Origin of the sequence: Desulfovibrio sp. ZJ369, from assembly GCF_011039085.1 — a bacterium.
Classification (GTDB): Bacteria; Desulfobacterota; Desulfovibrionia; order Desulfovibrionales; family Desulfovibrionaceae; genus Desulfovibrio.
Genome location: NZ_JAAKEI010000047.1, coordinates 1 through 14,857, shown reverse-complemented (window position 1 = coordinate 14,857; position 14,857 = coordinate 1). Strand labels below are relative to the sequence as shown.

At 60.1% G+C, this 14,857-nt stretch carries 14 protein-coding genes, 1 tRNA gene and 1 pseudogene; 7 read left to right on the top strand and 9 right to left on the bottom strand.

What is annotated here, in order from left to right:
* The 6 genes and pseudogenes from G7Y51_RS11735 to G7Y51_RS11715 form a co-directional block, all read right to left on the bottom strand.
* Positions 1-592: pseudogene (locus G7Y51_RS11735) on the bottom strand (hypothetical protein); the annotation flags it as partial.
* Positions 593-625: 33 nt separating this feature from the next.
* Positions 626-844 carry an AlpA family phage regulatory protein gene (locus G7Y51_RS11730; RefSeq protein ID WP_165177718.1) on the bottom strand — a complete coding sequence of 73 codons (219 nt, stop codon included), beginning with the start codon at positions 842-844 and terminating at the stop codon, positions 626-628.
* A 121-nt stretch (positions 845-965) separates the two neighbouring features.
* Positions 966-1,088 carry a hypothetical protein gene (locus tag G7Y51_RS13915; protein WP_277424696.1) on the bottom strand — a complete coding sequence of 41 codons (123 nt, stop codon included), beginning with the start codon at positions 1,086-1,088 and terminating at the stop codon, positions 966-968.
* A gap of 59 nt (positions 1,089-1,147) precedes the next feature.
* A complete protein-coding gene (locus G7Y51_RS11725; RefSeq protein WP_165177716.1) occupies positions 1,148-1,336 on the bottom strand; it encodes a hypothetical protein in 189 nt (62 codons plus the stop codon).
* A 14-nt stretch (positions 1,337-1,350) separates the two neighbouring features.
* Positions 1,351-2,550 (bottom strand): integrase arm-type DNA-binding domain-containing protein, encoded by a 1,200-nt coding sequence (locus G7Y51_RS11720; RefSeq protein WP_165177714.1) that lies wholly within the window; start codon positions 2,548-2,550, stop codon positions 1,351-1,353.
* Between the two features lie 264 nt (positions 2,551-2,814).
* Positions 2,815-2,899, bottom strand: a tRNA-Leu gene (locus tag G7Y51_RS11715).
* Between the two features lie 121 nt (positions 2,900-3,020).
* On the opposite strand from G7Y51_RS11715, the gene G7Y51_RS11710 reads away from it, so the two are divergent.
* The 5 genes from G7Y51_RS11710 to G7Y51_RS11685 all read left to right on the top strand — a co-directional run bounded on the left by G7Y51_RS11710 (position 3,021) and on the right by G7Y51_RS11685 (position 9,455).
* On the top strand, positions 3,021-4,109 hold the full coding sequence (locus G7Y51_RS11710; protein ID WP_165177713.1) for a DUF1786 domain-containing protein: 1,089 nt from the start codon (positions 3,021-3,023) through the stop codon (positions 4,107-4,109).
* 130 nt (positions 4,110-4,239) lie between these two features.
* Positions 4,240-5,538 carry a phenylacetate--CoA ligase gene (locus G7Y51_RS11705; protein WP_165177711.1) on the top strand — a complete coding sequence of 433 codons (1,299 nt, stop codon included), beginning with the start codon at positions 4,240-4,242 and terminating at the stop codon, positions 5,536-5,538.
* A gap of 22 nt (positions 5,539-5,560) precedes the next feature.
* Positions 5,561-6,172 (top strand): DUF456 domain-containing protein, encoded by a 612-nt coding sequence (locus G7Y51_RS11700; RefSeq protein ID WP_165177709.1) that lies wholly within the window; start codon positions 5,561-5,563, stop codon positions 6,170-6,172.
* Between the two features lie 7 nt (positions 6,173-6,179).
* A complete protein-coding gene (locus tag G7Y51_RS11695; protein ID WP_165177707.1) occupies positions 6,180-6,920 on the top strand; it encodes an RNA methyltransferase in 741 nt (246 codons plus the stop codon).
* A gap of 507 nt (positions 6,921-7,427) precedes the next feature.
* Positions 7,428-9,455 carry a methyl-accepting chemotaxis protein gene (locus G7Y51_RS11685; RefSeq protein ID WP_165177703.1) on the top strand — a complete coding sequence of 676 codons (2,028 nt, stop codon included), beginning with the start codon at positions 7,428-7,430 and terminating at the stop codon, positions 9,453-9,455.
* A 102-nt stretch (positions 9,456-9,557) separates the two neighbouring features.
* Here the strand turns inward: G7Y51_RS11685 and gatB are convergent, their stop codons facing one another.
* From gatB to G7Y51_RS11670, 3 genes are read right to left on the bottom strand one after another with little or no spacing between them, the layout of a single operon-like run.
* Positions 9,558-10,994: an Asp-tRNA(Asn)/Glu-tRNA(Gln) amidotransferase subunit GatB gene (gene gatB / locus G7Y51_RS11680; protein WP_165177701.1), complete on the bottom strand. Its 1,437-nt coding sequence runs from the start codon at positions 10,992-10,994 to the stop codon at positions 9,558-9,560.
* A gap of 54 nt (positions 10,995-11,048) precedes the next feature.
* Positions 11,049-12,800 (bottom strand): protein-glutamate O-methyltransferase family protein, encoded by a 1,752-nt coding sequence (locus G7Y51_RS11675; RefSeq protein WP_165177699.1) that lies wholly within the window; start codon positions 12,798-12,800, stop codon positions 11,049-11,051.
* A complete protein-coding gene (locus G7Y51_RS11670) occupies positions 12,797-13,669 on the bottom strand; it encodes an NAD(+)/NADH kinase (protein WP_346773700.1) in 873 nt (290 codons plus the stop codon). The genes G7Y51_RS11675 and G7Y51_RS11670 overlap by 4 nt, the downstream gene beginning before the upstream one ends.
* 166 nt (positions 13,670-13,835) lie before the next feature.
* Between G7Y51_RS11670 and G7Y51_RS11665 the strand changes: the two genes are divergently transcribed.
* Positions 13,836-14,468 (top strand): D-sedoheptulose 7-phosphate isomerase, encoded by a 633-nt coding sequence (locus G7Y51_RS11665; RefSeq protein WP_165177697.1) that lies wholly within the window; start codon positions 13,836-13,838, stop codon positions 14,466-14,468.
* A gap of 2 nt (positions 14,469-14,470) precedes the next feature.
* Positions 14,471-14,704 carry a zinc ribbon domain-containing protein gene (locus tag G7Y51_RS11660; protein WP_165177695.1) on the top strand — a complete coding sequence of 78 codons (234 nt, stop codon included), beginning with the start codon at positions 14,471-14,473 and terminating at the stop codon, positions 14,702-14,704.
* Positions 14,705-14,857: the final 153 nt, after the last annotated feature.

The window sequence follows — 14,857 nt, the reverse complement described above, 5'->3', positions numbered from 1 at the left end:
GCGGGCCATCCTGGGCATTATCCCTTGTCGGAATGGAGAAAAAGCCGCCAGCCGTTTTGCCGCCCTTGAGAAAGAACTTGTCCGGGCCATTTGCCGGTTTTTCCGGCAGGATGAATTGCAGGCTCTGTATCTGGCCGGATTGATCCAGGATCGGAACAATCAGCCGCCGGTCGTCCGTCTGTCGCAGGCCGATGGCCGGGACTTCCTTTCGTTGCAGGTAGGGATGGTTGGAGTCGGCTGGTCTGGCATGATTCCAGATGCTTGCGGCCAATTTTGCGGCGTCTTCCCAGCGGCGATCCCGATTGGCCCGCGTGTCGGCTTTGGCGGCGGCAATGCGTGTCCGTAGCGATTTGCGCTGGACGCTGTTTTCCTTTTCCGGCCGGGCTGTCCATGTGCCTTCATCTCCGGTGCGCCAGTTCTTCCACCAGATGGAGGGCGGATTGTCCAGAAACGCCTTGTACACGCCGTCCCTGCGCTGGGGCTTGCCCGCAGTGCCGCAGCGGTGCAGGAGGCCGTCGGCCAGAACGGTCTCGACCTCCAGTCCCGCCGCGCGCAGACACTCGGCAAAGCTGTGCAGAATGTCAGCGGTCATGCCTCGCCTCCGGAATTGGCGGGAAGGTATGATCTACCTGACATTGTCTTCACCGTTGCCCAGGCGTTCGATAAGTTCTTTGATATCCTCAACGCGCCAGGCTGTGGTGCGGGGGCCAAGTTTGACGGGCTTGGGGTAGCGGCCGGTACGGCAGCCTTCCCACCACGCGCTTTCACAGATGGGGATGCAGGCCAGAATCTGGGGCAGACGGACAAAGCCGAATTCGGGGAATGATGGTTTGCGTCGAGCCATGAAAAAACCTCCTGAAGGTTGTTGGTCTTCAGGCTGGTCTGGCACACGAAAAAAGATTCCCGTGAGGGAATTTGGCGGGAAAAAGACGGGAAAATGCGGTACTGCGGGGAAAAACTGAAAATCAGGCTTTGACGATCGTGCAGGCGTCGGCTTCTTCGAGAAGGGCGTTCATCAGGTTACGGTACGACTTGGGATCGCTGTATTCCTTTTCCGTGAGCAGGCGGCGCGGATGTTGTGAAGGCATGGCATAGAATGCCGATCTGCAAATATCCGTGCCGCCTGCGTGGGAAATTCGTATAGTTTTCAGCTATACCATGCCCGGATCATGTCCATATCGTCATAACCTGCCTGCCGCATACGTTCTTTGGTTTCCTCGCCCCAGCCGGTATCCGCGACGGTGATTTGCTCGTCTTCAGGGATTTTGCCGATAGTGACGAAGGTATTCTGTTCTGGGGGTTGGGACGCTTTCAGAGACTGAATGGTATCGGTCATGGTTGTCTCCCTGCTTATCGTTGGGTGGAGCGCAACTTGTCGAGATATGTGGCCCATTTCTGCATAAGCTGCCGACGTTCTTCCATGTATTCCGCACGATTGTAGGCCAGCCGTACTGTATCCGGCTCCTTGTGGGCAAGCTGCGCTTCAATCACATCCGCCCGGAAGCCAAGTTCATTGAGGCGTGTGCTGGCCATTGCCCGGAAGCCGTGCAGAGTCATGGTTTCCTTGCCGTAGCCCATGCGCCGCAGAGCGGCCAGGGGAGCGGCATCGCTGATGGGAGTGGTGAGCGCGCGGGCGCTGGGGAACAGCAGTTCACCGCTGCCTGTATAGGTGTGAAGTTCTTTCAGCAAGGCCAGCACCTGTTTTGACAACGGCACCACATGCTCGCGCCGCATCTTCATGCGCGACGCGGGAATGATCCAGATGGCGTTTTTGCAGTCAAACTCGCTCCAGTGCGCCAGTCGTAATTCCGAAGGGCGAGTAAAAACGTAGGGCAGGATTTTCAGGCAATAGACAACGGAAGTATAGCCGACATAGGCATCAATATCCCGCAAAAGCTGGCCAATGTCGTCCGGCAGAGTGACGGCGGCGAAATGCGTTGTCTGCACCGGCGTTAAAGCTTCGGTCAATCCCGCGGCCACATCATATTTGACGCGGCCGGTGATGCGGGCATAGCGCGTCACCTGTCCGCACAGGCGCATGAGCTTGTGAGCTGTTTCATGATGGCCGAGACGCTCCGAGGGCTGAACGATCTGCAAAAAGTCGGCAGGCTCAAGCCGGGTGACGGGCTTTCCGCCAATGACCGGGAAAATCGTGTTTTCCAGATAACGGCGCAATTTTTGGGCGTGCTTTTCGGAGAGCGTCGGCGCGTACCTGGCGAACCATTCCCGCGCCACAAACTCGAAGGTGTCCCGCTCCTCCCGTTCCTGGGCGAGCTTGGCTTCCCTGGCCTGCTTTTTCTCCTCGCCGGGATCAATCCCCTTGGCAAGCATTTCCTTGGCGTCATCACGCCGGTGACGGGCGTCTTTCAGGGAAACGGCCGGATACGCGCCAAAGCTCAACAGTTTCTGCTTGCCCTCAAAGCGGTACGCAAGCCGCCACAATTTGCTGCCGGTTGCCGTCACATGCAGGTACAGGCCGCCGCCGTCAGAAAGTTTTTGCACCTTGCCGCTGGCCCTGGCGTTCCGCACAGCGGCATCGGAAAGTTTCATGTTGGTATCCTCCAAAACAGTCCAAAACTGTGCGGCGAAAACCGGAAAAATCTACCTCCATCCATTTGAATTCAAAGAAGATTTGTAGCGTGCTGGTATTTCGCCGTGCCGAAATGGCGTTGTGGTATTGGTACCTGCGAATCTACCAACGATTTTTGTGGGTGTCCACGTGGGTACTTGGTTTTTACTGGACAAAAAGAGAAGGCCGAAACCACGTTTTTCTTAGTGATTTCGGCCTTCTATGGACTATTTTGGACTTTCTGTTGGTGCCGAGGGCGGGACTCGAACCCGCACAGCAATTGCCACTACCCCCTCAAGATAGCGTGTCTACCAGTTCCACCACCTCGGCGTGGTGTTTTCATCTATACCAAGCCGTTTGCCTTGGCAAGCGTTTTTTTGCGTTTCAGGTCCGGAGGCTTGCGCTCATGCCCTCTTGCGGGTACATCAAAGCGCAGTGAGGGCATGGATTCATGGACAGCGCGGTACAACATTTTTTGCAGACGGTGGGGCCCGTGCTCTGTCTGGATATCGGCAGCGGCACGCAGGATGCGCTCCTGGCCAGGCCCGGACTTGAATATGAAAACTGGCCTCGCTTCGTCCTGCCTTCGCCCGCGCGTCTGACAGCCCGGCGCATCCGTGAGCTGACCCTGCTGCGCCGCGGGGTCTGGCTGCACGGCGGCAATATGGGCGGCGGCTTCAGTCAGGCTCTCAAGGAGCATGTGGCAGAGGGTCTTCCGGCGGCCTGCACGGCGGAGGCAGCGCGCGCCATCCATGACAATCGGGATGTCGTGCGCGGCATGGGCCTGGAAATTCGTTCCCTTTGTCCGGAAAACTGCGTGCCTGTTTCTCTGGCTGACTATGCGCCTGAATTCTGGGCCGCGCTGCTGCGTCTTTCCGGTTTGCCGCAACCGCATCTGGTGCTGGCCGCGGCGCAGGATCACGGCTTCCACCCACAGGGCAATCGCCAGGGGCGTATGCAGGCCTGGCGCGATCTTCTGGCCGCCTCCTCTGATCCCTCCGCCTGGATTTATGACGCGCCTGCTCCTGCGTTGACCCGTTTAGTGGCGCTGCATGAAAAAACAGGCGGCCCGGTGGCCGATACCGGAACCTGCGCCCTGCTGGGCGCGCTCTGCGAGCCTGAGGTGCTGGATCGCAGCTTCCGGGAGGGCATCACCATCATCAACGCGGGCAACAGTCATACGGTGGCGGCTCTGGTCTACCGGGGCAAGGTGCGCGGCATGTACGAGCATCATACGGGCATGCGCGATCGCGCTCATTTGCTGGAGGATCTGAAACAGTTCCGGTTGAGCTGGCTTCCTTCGGAAGAGGTGCAGGCCAGCGGCGGCCACGGCACGGCTTTCGGGCCGTATTGCGAAGAGGCCGCCGGCTATGCGCCCACCTATATTCTGGGGCCGCGCCGTGCCCTGCTGCAAGGCGAGGGCCGGTTTCTGGCTCCGCACGGCGACATGATGCTGGCGGGCTGTTTCGGCCTGCTCTGGGGCTGGGCGCATGCCCACCCGGCAGGCCCGTCCCTTGATGACGGCGCACGCCCGCACTGAGGCGGAAAAAGCATGCGCCGCAAGCGGCAGGAGCCGCTTTGCCGAAGCGGGAAATACCTTTTGCGCAATGGGCTTTTGGCCGGGCATGTCCGGCGGGGCCCCATGCGGCGCCATAACCGAGGAGAAGGGAATGGAAGTCTTTGACGCAGCGGAATTATGGGATCGCGAACGTATCGCGGAAACCCAGTTGACGCGTCTCAAGTCCACGCTGGCCCAGGCGCGCAAATGTTCCTTTTACCGCGAGCGCCTGGACGATGCGGGCATCGGGCCTGATTCCGTCCGCAGTCTGGATGATTTGCGGCGTATTCCCTTTACCACCAAGAACGATTTGCGTTCGCAGTATCCCACGGGCCTGTTGTGCGTGCCGCAGTCCGAAATAGTGCGCATGCATTGTTCCAGCGGCACCACGGGTTCGCCCGTGGCCATCTGCCATACGCAGAACGACATCAACAGCTGGGCCGATCTGATGGCCCGCTGCATGTATATGGTGGGCGTGCGGCGTGACGACGTGTTTCAGAACATGTCGGGCTACGGATTATTCACGGGCGGTCTCGGCATTCATTTTGGCGCGGAACGCCTGGGCTGCATGACCATTCCGGCCGGGCCGGGCAATTCGCGCCGCCAGATCAAGCTGGCCAGGGATTTTCATACCACCGTGGCCCATATTCTGCCCTCCTACGCCCTGATTCTGGGCGAGCATTTGCGCAGCATGGGCGAGGATCCGCGCGACTTCCCCCTGCGCATCGCCCTGGTGGGGGCCGAGCCCTATACCGAGGAATTCCGCAGGCGCATTGAAGATCTCTTTGCCATGAAGGCCTATAATTCCTATGGCTTGTCGGAAATGAACGGCCCTGGCGTGGGCTTTGAATGCCTGGAGCAAAACGGCCTGCATATCTGGGAAGATGCGTATATCCCGGAAATCGTGGATCCGGAAAGCGGCGAGCCCGTGCCCGACGGTCAGGTGGGCGAACTGGTCATGACCAGCCTCTGCCGTCAGGGCATGCCTGTTTTGCGGTACCGCACGCGGGATCTGACCCGCTTTTTGCCGGGCGACTGCGCCTGCGGCCGCGTGCACCGGCGCATGGATCGCATCCTCGGCCGGGCGGACGACATGTTTATCATCAAGGGCGTCAATGTGTATCCCATGCAGATTGAGCAGGTAATCATGGCTTTTCCCGAAGTGGGGCAAAATTACCTGATCCTGCTGGAGAACGACGGCATCGGAGATGTGCTGCGCGTGCAGGTGGAAATCCGCGATGAATATTTTGTGGAAGACATGCGCATCCTCCAGAATCTGCAAAAAGCCATTGCCCAGCGCCTGCGCGATGAGATTCTGGTGACGCCCAGGGTCGAGCTGGTGGAAAGCAACAGCCTGCCCTGCTCCGAGGGCAAGGCCGTGCGCGTGCGGGACGAGAGGGCGAAAAAATAAAACACAACTCGCAGGGGCGAGCATGGAATTTCTGCCTTTTTCTCTGAGCTATGCGCTGGCGGGCGCGTTTATCACGCTGCTTGCCTTTGTCCTGTTGCTGAATATTTTCGGGCTGCCTGCCAACTGGCTGCTGCTGGGGCTAGTGGCGCTCTGGAAGCTGGTTCATCCCGACGCTGCGGCGCTGGATACCTGGTTCTGGGTCATGATGGCGGCACTGGCGCTGCTCGGCGAGGGCCTTGAGCTGGGCCTGCAGGTTCTCAAGGCCCGACGCTACGGCTCCAGCTCGTCCGGCACCTGGGCGGGCATGCTGGGAGCCATTGCCGGAGCCATCCTGCTGGCGCCGCTCTTTTTTGGCCTGGGCGCGCTGATCGGCGCTTTGGCCGGCGCGTGGATCGGCTGTTTCATCATGGAGACGATCAACAACCGGCCGCTCAAGGAAGCCCTGGACGCTGCTTTCGGCGCCATGGTGGGGCGTTTTCTGGGCACTGTCTGCAAAATCGGCGTGGGCGGCGTCATGATTGCGCTCACTGCCCGGAGGATCTGGCCGCAGCCTCCCGCGCTTGCGCCTCTGCCGGCTGAAACGCCTGACGCTCCGGCCCAGGTGGTCCTCCTGCTGCTCCAGGGCCTGTGCTGAGGCTGCCATGTTGCTTGAGGGCGTGGAAATCGTGCTGGTCAAGACCCGCTTTCCCGAAAATATCGGCATGGCCGCGCGCGCCTGCGCCAATATGGGCTGCCCTTGCATCCGCCTGGTGGATCCGGAACGCTGGGATCGGGAAAAAGCCGCTCCTTTGGCCACTCCCAAAGGGCAAGACCTTTTGGACAGTGTGCAGCTCAGCTCCACGCTGGCTGAAGCCGTGGCTTCCAGCACTCTGGTGCTGGGCACTACCGCCCGTACCGGCGGTTGGCGGCAGGCTTTGCTCGCGCCGGCTCAGGCGGCGCGGGAGGCGGCCGCGGCCCTGTCCCGCGGCGAACGCGTCTCGCTCGTGTTCGGCCCGGAAGATCGGGGGCTGAATAATGAGGAAATCATCCATTGCCAACGGCTGGTGACCATTCCCACGGATGCGGCGGCCAGTTCCCTTAACCTGGCCCAGGCCGTGCTGCTCATGCTCTATGAGTGCGCCAATGCCGTGCGCGCTTTCCGCGCGCCGCCCGGCGCGAAAAAGGCCGAAACCGCGGGCGGCCGCGCCGTCACTGCCGACGAGCAGGAACGGCTCATGGCCGCGCTCAAGAGCATGCTGCTCAGCCTGGATTATCTGCATGGCGACAATCCCGACTACTTTATGTTGCCCTGGCGACGCCTGTTCAATCGCGCCGGGCTCAGACGTCACGAGTACGACGCGCTGATGGGCCTGTGCCGCCAGGTGCGGCACAAACTGAACTGAGCGCGCCCCGGCAGCCCGGCGGCAGTCCTTCCCCCCCTCACGTCAAGAGAAACAGTGGACGCCGCGCTGCCACGATTTGCGTCTTTATTTTCTTCAGACATGCCAGTATATATGCAGACAACCGTCAGGTATGCCAGGCGCTGCGGCAAATATGCGTGCGTGCCTGGACGCTCATTCGGCGCGGGCGTCCGCTCCTGCGGCCGCCAGAGCAATTTCAAAGTGAAATTGCTCTAAACCTTTGCTTCTGGAGGTCGATTCTTTCTTCTGCAGCCTTTGCGGCATTTTAGAGCATATTGCTTTTGAAACGCTCGCTTCGGCGCGCAACGGCGCAAGTAAGTTTTGCCTGCGCCTTCACGGCTTGTATGGTTTCGCTCTGCCAGAGCGTTTAGCTGATTTCATTAGCAAAATGCTCCAGGACTGCGGCGCGCACCTGGGCCGGCAACAGGCTTCAAGGACGATAGAAAAGCAGTTTTTGCACTTTGGGATTTTCTAGCCGTGGAGGAAGCGATGCGCTTGACCCTGACCCATAAATATGTCGGCTCCCTTTTCGGGGCGCTGATCACCTGCTGCGCCGTGGTGCTTTTTGCCACCATTCATTTCATGAAGGAACCCATAGAAGAAGAGCTGGACGGCAACATCCGCCGCATGCAGAATGTCATACAAATGGCCAATGAAATTACGGCGCAGCGTTTTGCGCAATCCGCCACGCTCCTGGCGCAAAATGAGGATCTGGCCCAGGCCATGATCGCCCGGGATCATGAGCAAATCATGTCGCTGGCGGCCAAAGCCATGAAAGAGAGCGGCTCGGACTTCATGACCGTCACGGACGCGAAAGGCATTGTCGTGGGCCGGGGGCATTCCAAAAAATGGCAGGACAGCGTCCTCAATCAGGAAACAGTGGTCAAGGCCCTGCAAGGCACGCCTGCGGTGGCCGTGGTGGCCGGGACAGTGGTGCCGTTCACCCTTCGCGCCAGCCAGCCTGTCGTCTACGAAGGCAAACTGGTGGGCACATTGTCCATCGGCACTTCTCTGGTGGCGCCCCCCTATCTGGACTGGCTCAAAAAGCTGAGCGGCATGCATGTGACCATTTTCAAGGGCGACACACGGGCCATGACCACCATCGAGAAGGATGGCAAGCGGGTGGTGGGCACCAGACTGCAGTCCCCGGAGATTGTGGAGGCCGTTCTTGGGCGCGGCGAATCGGGTTTTGCGCAAAACAATATTCTCGGCGTTGAATACAAATCCGCATACTGGCCGGTAAAGGCCGCTGACGGCAGCAATGCGGGCATGTGGTTCGTGGGCATGCCGTTGAACACGCTCATGCAGCTTGAAAAGGAGGCAATTCTCACGGCCATGTGGGTGGCAGGGGCATTGCTGGCCGTGCAATTGCTCATTTCCGTGGTGATCGGCCTGAGGGTCAGCGCGCCCGTGCGGAAAATCACCCGCTATGTGCTGGACGTGGCGGGAGGCAAAAAGGACGCCGCGCTTGACGTTCACAGCCGCGACGATATGGGCGAACTGGCGCAAGCCCTGCGCGACATGGTACAGAAGCAGGAACAATTGATGCTGGAAGCTGCCGATAAGACTGAAGAAGCCAATAAAAAAGCCGCTGAGGCCGCCACGGCCATGGAAGAGGCCCAGCATGCCCGGCAGCAGGCAGAACAGGCCAAACGCGATGGCATGACCGGCGCCGCCGCGCAGATTGAAGATGTGGTGAACAAGCTGAATGCGGCCATCAATGATATTGCCGCGCAGGTGGAGCAGTCCGACGGGGCTTTGCACAATGCCGCGTCCAGGCTGGCCGAAACGGCCACGGCCATGGAAGAAATGAATTCCACCGTGCTGGAAGTGGCTAAAAACGCGGAACTGGCGTCGGACGTGTCCACTGCCGCCCGACAAAAGGCCACGGACGGCGCTGCCATTGTCAGCGAGTCCGTGGCAGGCATTCAGGAGGTGCAGCGCCAGTCCCTTGCGCTTAAGGACGATATGGCCAGGCTGGATGAGCATGCCCGTGCCATCACCCAGATTATGGGCGTCATTTCCGATATTGCGGATCAGACCAATCTGCTGGCGCTCAATGCCGCCATTGAGGCGGCCCGGGCCGGCGACGCGGGCCGCGGCTTTGCGGTGGTTGCGGATGAAGTGCGCAAACTGGCGGAAAAAACCATGACTTCGACCACAGAAGTGGGCGCGGCCGTCAATGCCATTCAGAAGAGCGCGGAGCAGAGCGCGCAACAGGTGGAACTGGCCGTGCGCCATATCGCTCAGACAACGGAACTCTCCAACAAGTCCGGCGCATCGCTTGCCGAGATCCTGCAGATGGTGGAGCATACGGCCGACGAGGTGCGCGCCATTGCCGCGGCAGGCGAGGAGCAGTCCGCAGCCAGCGAGCAAATAACCAGATCCCTCAGCGAGGTCAACGACATCACATCCGCCACCTCACAGGCCATGCGCACGGCGGCCCACGGTCTGGAAGCTCTGCGCGGGCGCTCGCACGATCTGATCGATCTCATAGAAAAGCTGAAAAAGGCCTGATCCGGGCCTTGCAGAGAACGAAAAAAAACCGGCGCAAGCCGGTTTTTTTATGCCTTGGAGTGCCCGATGAGGAAAAGAGGCAGCCGGGACAGCAGGGCAGTATTACTGCAATTTTTTCTTCAGAAGCTCGTTGACCAGGGCCGGATTGGCCTTGCCCCTGGTCGCGCGCATAATCTGGCCCACAAAAAAGCTGATCAGCTTGGTCTTGCCGCCCTTATACGCCGCCACTTCAGCGGGATTGTCGGCAATAACCGCGTCCACGGCCGCTTCCAGAGCCGAGGAATCGGAAATCTGCGCCAGGCCCTTTTCCCGCACATAGGCTTCGGGCATGGCTCCGCTCTCAAAGAGCTCGCCGAAAATATCATTGGCGATCTTGGCGCTGATCAGGCCCTGATCCACAATGCGCACCAGTTCCGCCAGGGCCGCGGGTTGCATGGGCCAGTGCGCGCACTCGGCAAGGCTTGCATTGCGGGCGTTGCACTCCCGCAGCAGGGGGCCGAGCATCATATTGGCCACCTTGCGGGCATCGGCCTGTTGCGCGGCAGCCTCAAAAAAGTCGGCCAAAGCCCGGCTTTGCACCAACACCTCAGCTTCGGGCTCCGGCAAAGCGGTCATGCGCACAAAACGCCGCACGCGCTCCCGCGGCAACTCAGGCAGCTCGGCCCGCCAGCGTTCCAGCTCTTCAACGCCGATTTCCACCGGCAGGAGATCCGGATCCGGGAAGTACCTGTAATCATGGGCCTCTTCCTTGCTGCGCATGGAAGCCGTGATATTTTTTACCGCATCATAGAGCCGCGTTTCCTGGACGACGTTCTCCCCATCGTCCAGCACGTCCTGCTGGCGGCCGATTTCATACTCAATGGCCCGCTGCACGTTGCGGAAGGAATTGAGGTTCTTGAGCTCGGTACGCGTGCCCAGAGCAGCCGAGCCCGCCGGACGCAGGGAGACGTTGGCGTCGCAACGGAAGCTGCCCTCCTCCATATTGCCGTCGCACACGCCCAGATAGGTCACTATGCCGTACAGCGTCTTGAGATAGGCCACGGCCTCGGCCGCGGAACGCATGTCCGGCTCGGAGACGATTTCCACCAGCGGGGTGCCGGCGCGGTTCAGATCCACATAGCTGGCGTTTTCACCCTGGGCATGAATGTTTTTCCCCGCGTCGTTTTCCATATGGATGCGGGTAATGCCCACGCGCTTGCTCTTGCCGTCAGTCTCTATATCCAGGTAGCCGTGCTCGCAGAGGGGCAGGTCGAATTGCGAAATCTGGTAACCTGCCGGGAGATCCGGGTAAAAATAATTTTTGCGGGCAAAAACGGAGCGGCGGTTTATGGCGCAGTTGACGGCCAGGCCCACCAGGGCCGCGTAATGCACTGCCTGCCGGTTGGGCTGGGGCAAAGCTCCGGGCATGCCCGCGCAGACTTCGCAGACATTCGTATTGGGCGCCTGGCCGAAGGTGGCGGAGCACGAACAGAAAAGTTTGGAGGCCGTGGCCAGTTGCACATGCACTTCCAGGCCGATGACGGCTTCATACGCGGCCATAATTCAAAGCACTCCCTCTGTGGGCGGAACCCGCAGGCCCCTGAGTTGTTGCCGTCAGCGCCCGGTCCTGCGACTGATGCTGGCGTCAAAATACTTGCCTACCCCGTACTCGCCGCGGCGGAAAAAAAGGCGCGGCTCCGGGCCGATAATCTGCATTTCGCGGTTCTTGCCCTGCATATCCAGGGCGATGCGCATTTCCTTGGTGCAGCCGGTGGAATATGTGGCGTCCTTGCCGGACCAGGGCGGCGGCACCTTGCGCCCCAGCAGGGCGAAGCTTTCCTCAATATCTTCCACAGTCTGAAAACGCCAGATATCGATCAGCCCGCTGCGTTGCACGCGCTCCCACATGAACATGAGATCGTCGCCATCCATGCCCTCCACAAAATGCTCGGCCGGGTTGATAATCAGAATATTATCCATTTTTTTTCGCAAATTGTCCACAAAGGTCCGCGCCAAACAGACGGCGGTGCCGGTTTCTCCGGGAATGCTGCCGATGATGCAACTGTAAAACATGACCGAGCGCCCTGCGGCATGGGCCTCGCGCATGCGATTGATGAGCGCGCCCGCTTGCGCGGCAATGTCGCTTTCGCTGAACTTGCGGGCCCCGGCGGCATGTCTGCGCAACTGAATATGAAAGTCTGCCCCTTCCTGCCAGTAGCAGACAATGTCGCGGGTAAATTCCTGGCTGGCGCCAAGCAGAATGTCGGCCGTGCGCCAGCCTTTGCACAAAATGACGTCAGCCTCTTTCCAGGCTCTGGAGAAGGTCACGGAGACCCGGTAGAGATTCAGCCGTTCACGGGTGCCGTCGTCAATGATCACCAGACGGTGCTCGCGCAGATGTCGCAGCAGCTCGTTTTTGCCCAACCTGGCCTCGCGCAGCACAATGCCGCCGCGCAGCAGGCGCATGAGAACCGGGTCCGTCTCCATATCGTCAATGGTGGGCGCGAAAAAATAAAAGCCGTTCTTGACCGCGCAGATAACCCTGTGGCCCATGCGCAGCAGGCAGTGCAGCAAGGCCAGGTCAAAAACCGTGCCGCCGTCGGCGTCGCACAGAAAAAGCACTGTGCCTGCCCGCCCGGCGCTGTGCGCAAAGTATTCACGCAGGGGCGCGGCTGTTTTCTCGGCGCGCAGCATGGCCCGGCGAATGCCTCTGCGCGTGGGCAGGGCTTTCTGCCATTCCTTGGCCATGCAGGAAAGGCACAACAGGCGGCTGACCTCCAGAGTATCAAGAAGCAGACGGGCCTGCCCCATGTGGGCAGGCAGTCCATGCCGCGGCATTGCCGCCAGATTTGCCTTGATCTCCGGCAGTTCCAGCATGCGCTCCTGCCGAAGATTCGAGGCGCGGCGATGCTCGCGCCAGGGATCGTCAGGCGCATGGCTCTGGGCCAGCACCAGACTGGTCATTCTTTTGACCAGGCGGGAAGGAATAAGCGTATGCCAACCGATGTACTGCGAGAAACGGTAGCGGCAAAAATGCAGAATCCGCGTCCGCTCCGCGCGATCCGGCTCAAGGGAACGGATCAGGCGCACGATGATCCGCCAGGCCCGGTTGTATTGCTCCTGAAGGGCCCTGGGCATGTCGCGAGCGCGCAACATGGCAAATGTGGCGTCCGAACAGGGCAGATAAACCTGATGCTCAGCCAGATGGACCATGAACGCCAATTGTTCGGGACTGGCGATAATGTCGGGATTCATCTGGTAGGCCAGATTGTTGTCCATGAGCATGCTGTACAGCCAGGCGTCAAAATAGACATTCCGGCCCAGACGGATATCCCGCACACTGCTCGGTTCCGGGCTTGTTGTCATGCCTTCTCCGTATTCCCGGCCCCTGAGGCGTTCGGCAGGACAAAACCGCGCGAGCGCAGCCGCTCAAAAAAAGACGGCTCGTCGCCAAGAAAATGCACGGCCCCGGGCAGGCCCGTCACTTCGACATAATCGCCTATTTCCAGAAGCTGGCCTTCCTGCCCGTCCACGGTCATGAAACATTCCGTGGAACCTTGCAGAATCTCCAGACGAAAGCGGGAAACACCGGGAAAGACCATGGGAGAAATGGTGTTCAAAAACGGACAGACAGGCGTAAACGCAAGAACCTCAAGGGCAGGATACAGCAAAGGGCCGCCTGCCGAAACGCTGTACCCGGAACTGCCCACAGGGGTGGAAAGAATCACCCCGTCGCTGCGCAACGCGCCCATGTGCCGGCCGTCCACGGAAATATCCATGCAGACAAGCCGGGAGAGCGAACCGCGGCTGAGCACCACGTCATTGACGGCAGTGCCCCGGACCAGCGTTTTGCCGGCGCGGGCGAGCGACCAGCGCAAGGCAAGGCATGCGCGCACCGGCATGCCGCCGTCAAGGCAGGTTGCCAGCTTTTCCCGCCAGTGTTCGGGCTGCGCGTCGGTAAGAAAGCCCACCCTGCCGAAATTGATGCCCAGCAGGGGAATATTGCGCCCCACAAGCCGCCGGGCCACGCCGAGCATGGTGCCGTCGCCGCCGAGCACGACCACCAGGGAGAGGTCGGGAGCGGCATACGCCGGATCATCGCGGCCCGCATCAATCACAGACGCCGAATGCCCTTGCCCGCGCAGCCAGGCCAGTATTTCCGAGGCCAGGCGCGAGGCGCGCTCGTGGCGGGCCTTGCTGACCAGAAGCACATGCCGACAGACAGATTTTTGCATAGCGCTGTAATCTACGTTATCAAAGCTCCTACCGCAAGCTCGGCGCAGGCCGCTCGCAAAGCGCAGCGCCCTGGCTGCGGTTGCGGCCTGCTTGTCAACCGGGCCTCTTTGGCATAAGAATGGGAATTTACAACGCGCCCATGTATGGCCCTACGGAAAAATTCGCATGAAAGACAATGCCCTGGAGATCATCGCCCAACATGCCCATGACGGCGCGCTGCTGCGGGAGGAATTTTTTCGCGCCCAGGCCTGGAAATTGCGCGACGCTGCCTTGCAGGCCGCGGTCTGTCTGGCGCGCGGGGGCAAGATCCTGCTGTGCGGCAACGGCGGCAGCGCTGCCGACGCCCAGCATCTGGCCGCGGAGTTTGTCAACCGTTTTCTCATGGATCGCCCTGCGCTGCCTGCAGTGGCTTTGAGTACGGACTGCTCTGCCCTGACCGCCATCGGCAACGATTCTGATTTCAGCCAGGTTTTCTCCCGGCAGGTGGAAGCCCTGGGGCGTCCGGGCGATGTTCTGGTGGGCATTTCCACTTCAGGCAACAGCCCCAATGTGCTGGCGGCCCTGCAAACCGCCGCGCAGGCCGGTTTGTTCACCCTGGGCTTCAGCGGCCGGGGTGGGGGCCAGATGGCTTCGTTTTGCCGGATTCTGCTGGACGTGCCGAGCGACCTCACGCCGCTCGTTCAGGAGGTGCATATTGCCGCCGGGCATCTTTTCTGCCGGCTCACGGATTATTATCTTTTTGAAAACGTCACGGCGCTCACGCCGTATTTGTCGTCTGAAAGCGAACATGAGGATTGATCATGCCCATCTATGAATACAGTTGCGAAAAATGCCACCGCGAATTTGAAGAACTGGTATTTGGCGAGGACGCGCCCATTTGCCCGCATTGCGGTTCCCGCGAGACGCATAAGCTGATGTCTTGCTGCTCCCGTTGCGCGGGCCGTCACGGAGGCGGCGACGACGCTCCTTCCGGGAGCTCTGGCGGCGGCTGCGCCGGTTGTTCGGGCGGCAATTGCGCAAGCTGCGGCCACTAGAGCATTTTAACTTTAATTTTTCACACAAAAAATCTAAACTTGTTCTATGAAGTTCGCTCCTGAAAATATTCGTACTATCGTCGTGAAGGCTTACCTGGCAAAACAGGCCACTAGACAGCAGTTGGCTGATATCTTTGGTTATACGCCTGCAAG

What these genes read in the sequence shown, in the direction of transcription:
- G7Y51_RS11730 (WP_165177718.1), bottom strand. Translation starts at nt 844, where the DNA reads ATGGCTCGACGCAAACCATCATTCCCCGAATTCGGCTTTGTCCGTCTG.
- G7Y51_RS13915 (WP_277424696.1), bottom strand. Translation starts at nt 1,088, where the DNA reads ATGCCTTCACAACATCCGCGCCGCCTGCTCACGGAAAAGGAATACAGC.
- G7Y51_RS11725 (WP_165177716.1), bottom strand. Translation starts at nt 1,336, where the DNA reads ATGACCGATACCATTCAGTCTCTGAAAGCGTCCCAACCCCCAGAACAG.
- G7Y51_RS11720 (WP_165177714.1), bottom strand. Translation starts at nt 2,550, where the DNA reads ATGAAACTTTCCGATGCCGCTGTGCGGAACGCCAGGGCCAGCGGCAAG.
- G7Y51_RS11710 (WP_165177713.1), top strand. Translation starts at nt 3,021, where the DNA reads ATGGACAGCGCGGTACAACATTTTTTGCAGACGGTGGGGCCCGTGCTC.
- G7Y51_RS11705 (WP_165177711.1), top strand. Translation starts at nt 4,240, where the DNA reads ATGGAAGTCTTTGACGCAGCGGAATTATGGGATCGCGAACGTATCGCG.
- G7Y51_RS11700 (WP_165177709.1), top strand. Translation starts at nt 5,561, where the DNA reads ATGGAATTTCTGCCTTTTTCTCTGAGCTATGCGCTGGCGGGCGCGTTT.
- G7Y51_RS11695 (WP_165177707.1), top strand. Translation starts at nt 6,180, where the DNA reads ATGTTGCTTGAGGGCGTGGAAATCGTGCTGGTCAAGACCCGCTTTCCC.
- G7Y51_RS11685 (WP_165177703.1), top strand. Translation starts at nt 7,428, where the DNA reads ATGCGCTTGACCCTGACCCATAAATATGTCGGCTCCCTTTTCGGGGCG.
- gatB (WP_165177701.1), bottom strand. Translation starts at nt 10,994, where the DNA reads ATGGCCGCGTATGAAGCCGTCATCGGCCTGGAAGTGCATGTGCAACTG.
- G7Y51_RS11675 (WP_165177699.1), bottom strand. Translation starts at nt 12,800, where the DNA reads ATGACAACAAGCCCGGAACCGAGCAGTGTGCGGGATATCCGTCTGGGC.
- G7Y51_RS11670 (WP_346773700.1), bottom strand. Translation starts at nt 13,669, where the DNA reads ATGCAAAAATCTGTCTGTCGGCATGTGCTTCTGGTCAGCAAGGCCCGC.
- G7Y51_RS11665 (WP_165177697.1), top strand. Translation starts at nt 13,836, where the DNA reads ATGAAAGACAATGCCCTGGAGATCATCGCCCAACATGCCCATGACGGC.
- G7Y51_RS11660 (WP_165177695.1), top strand. Translation starts at nt 14,471, where the DNA reads ATGCCCATCTATGAATACAGTTGCGAAAAATGCCACCGCGAATTTGAA.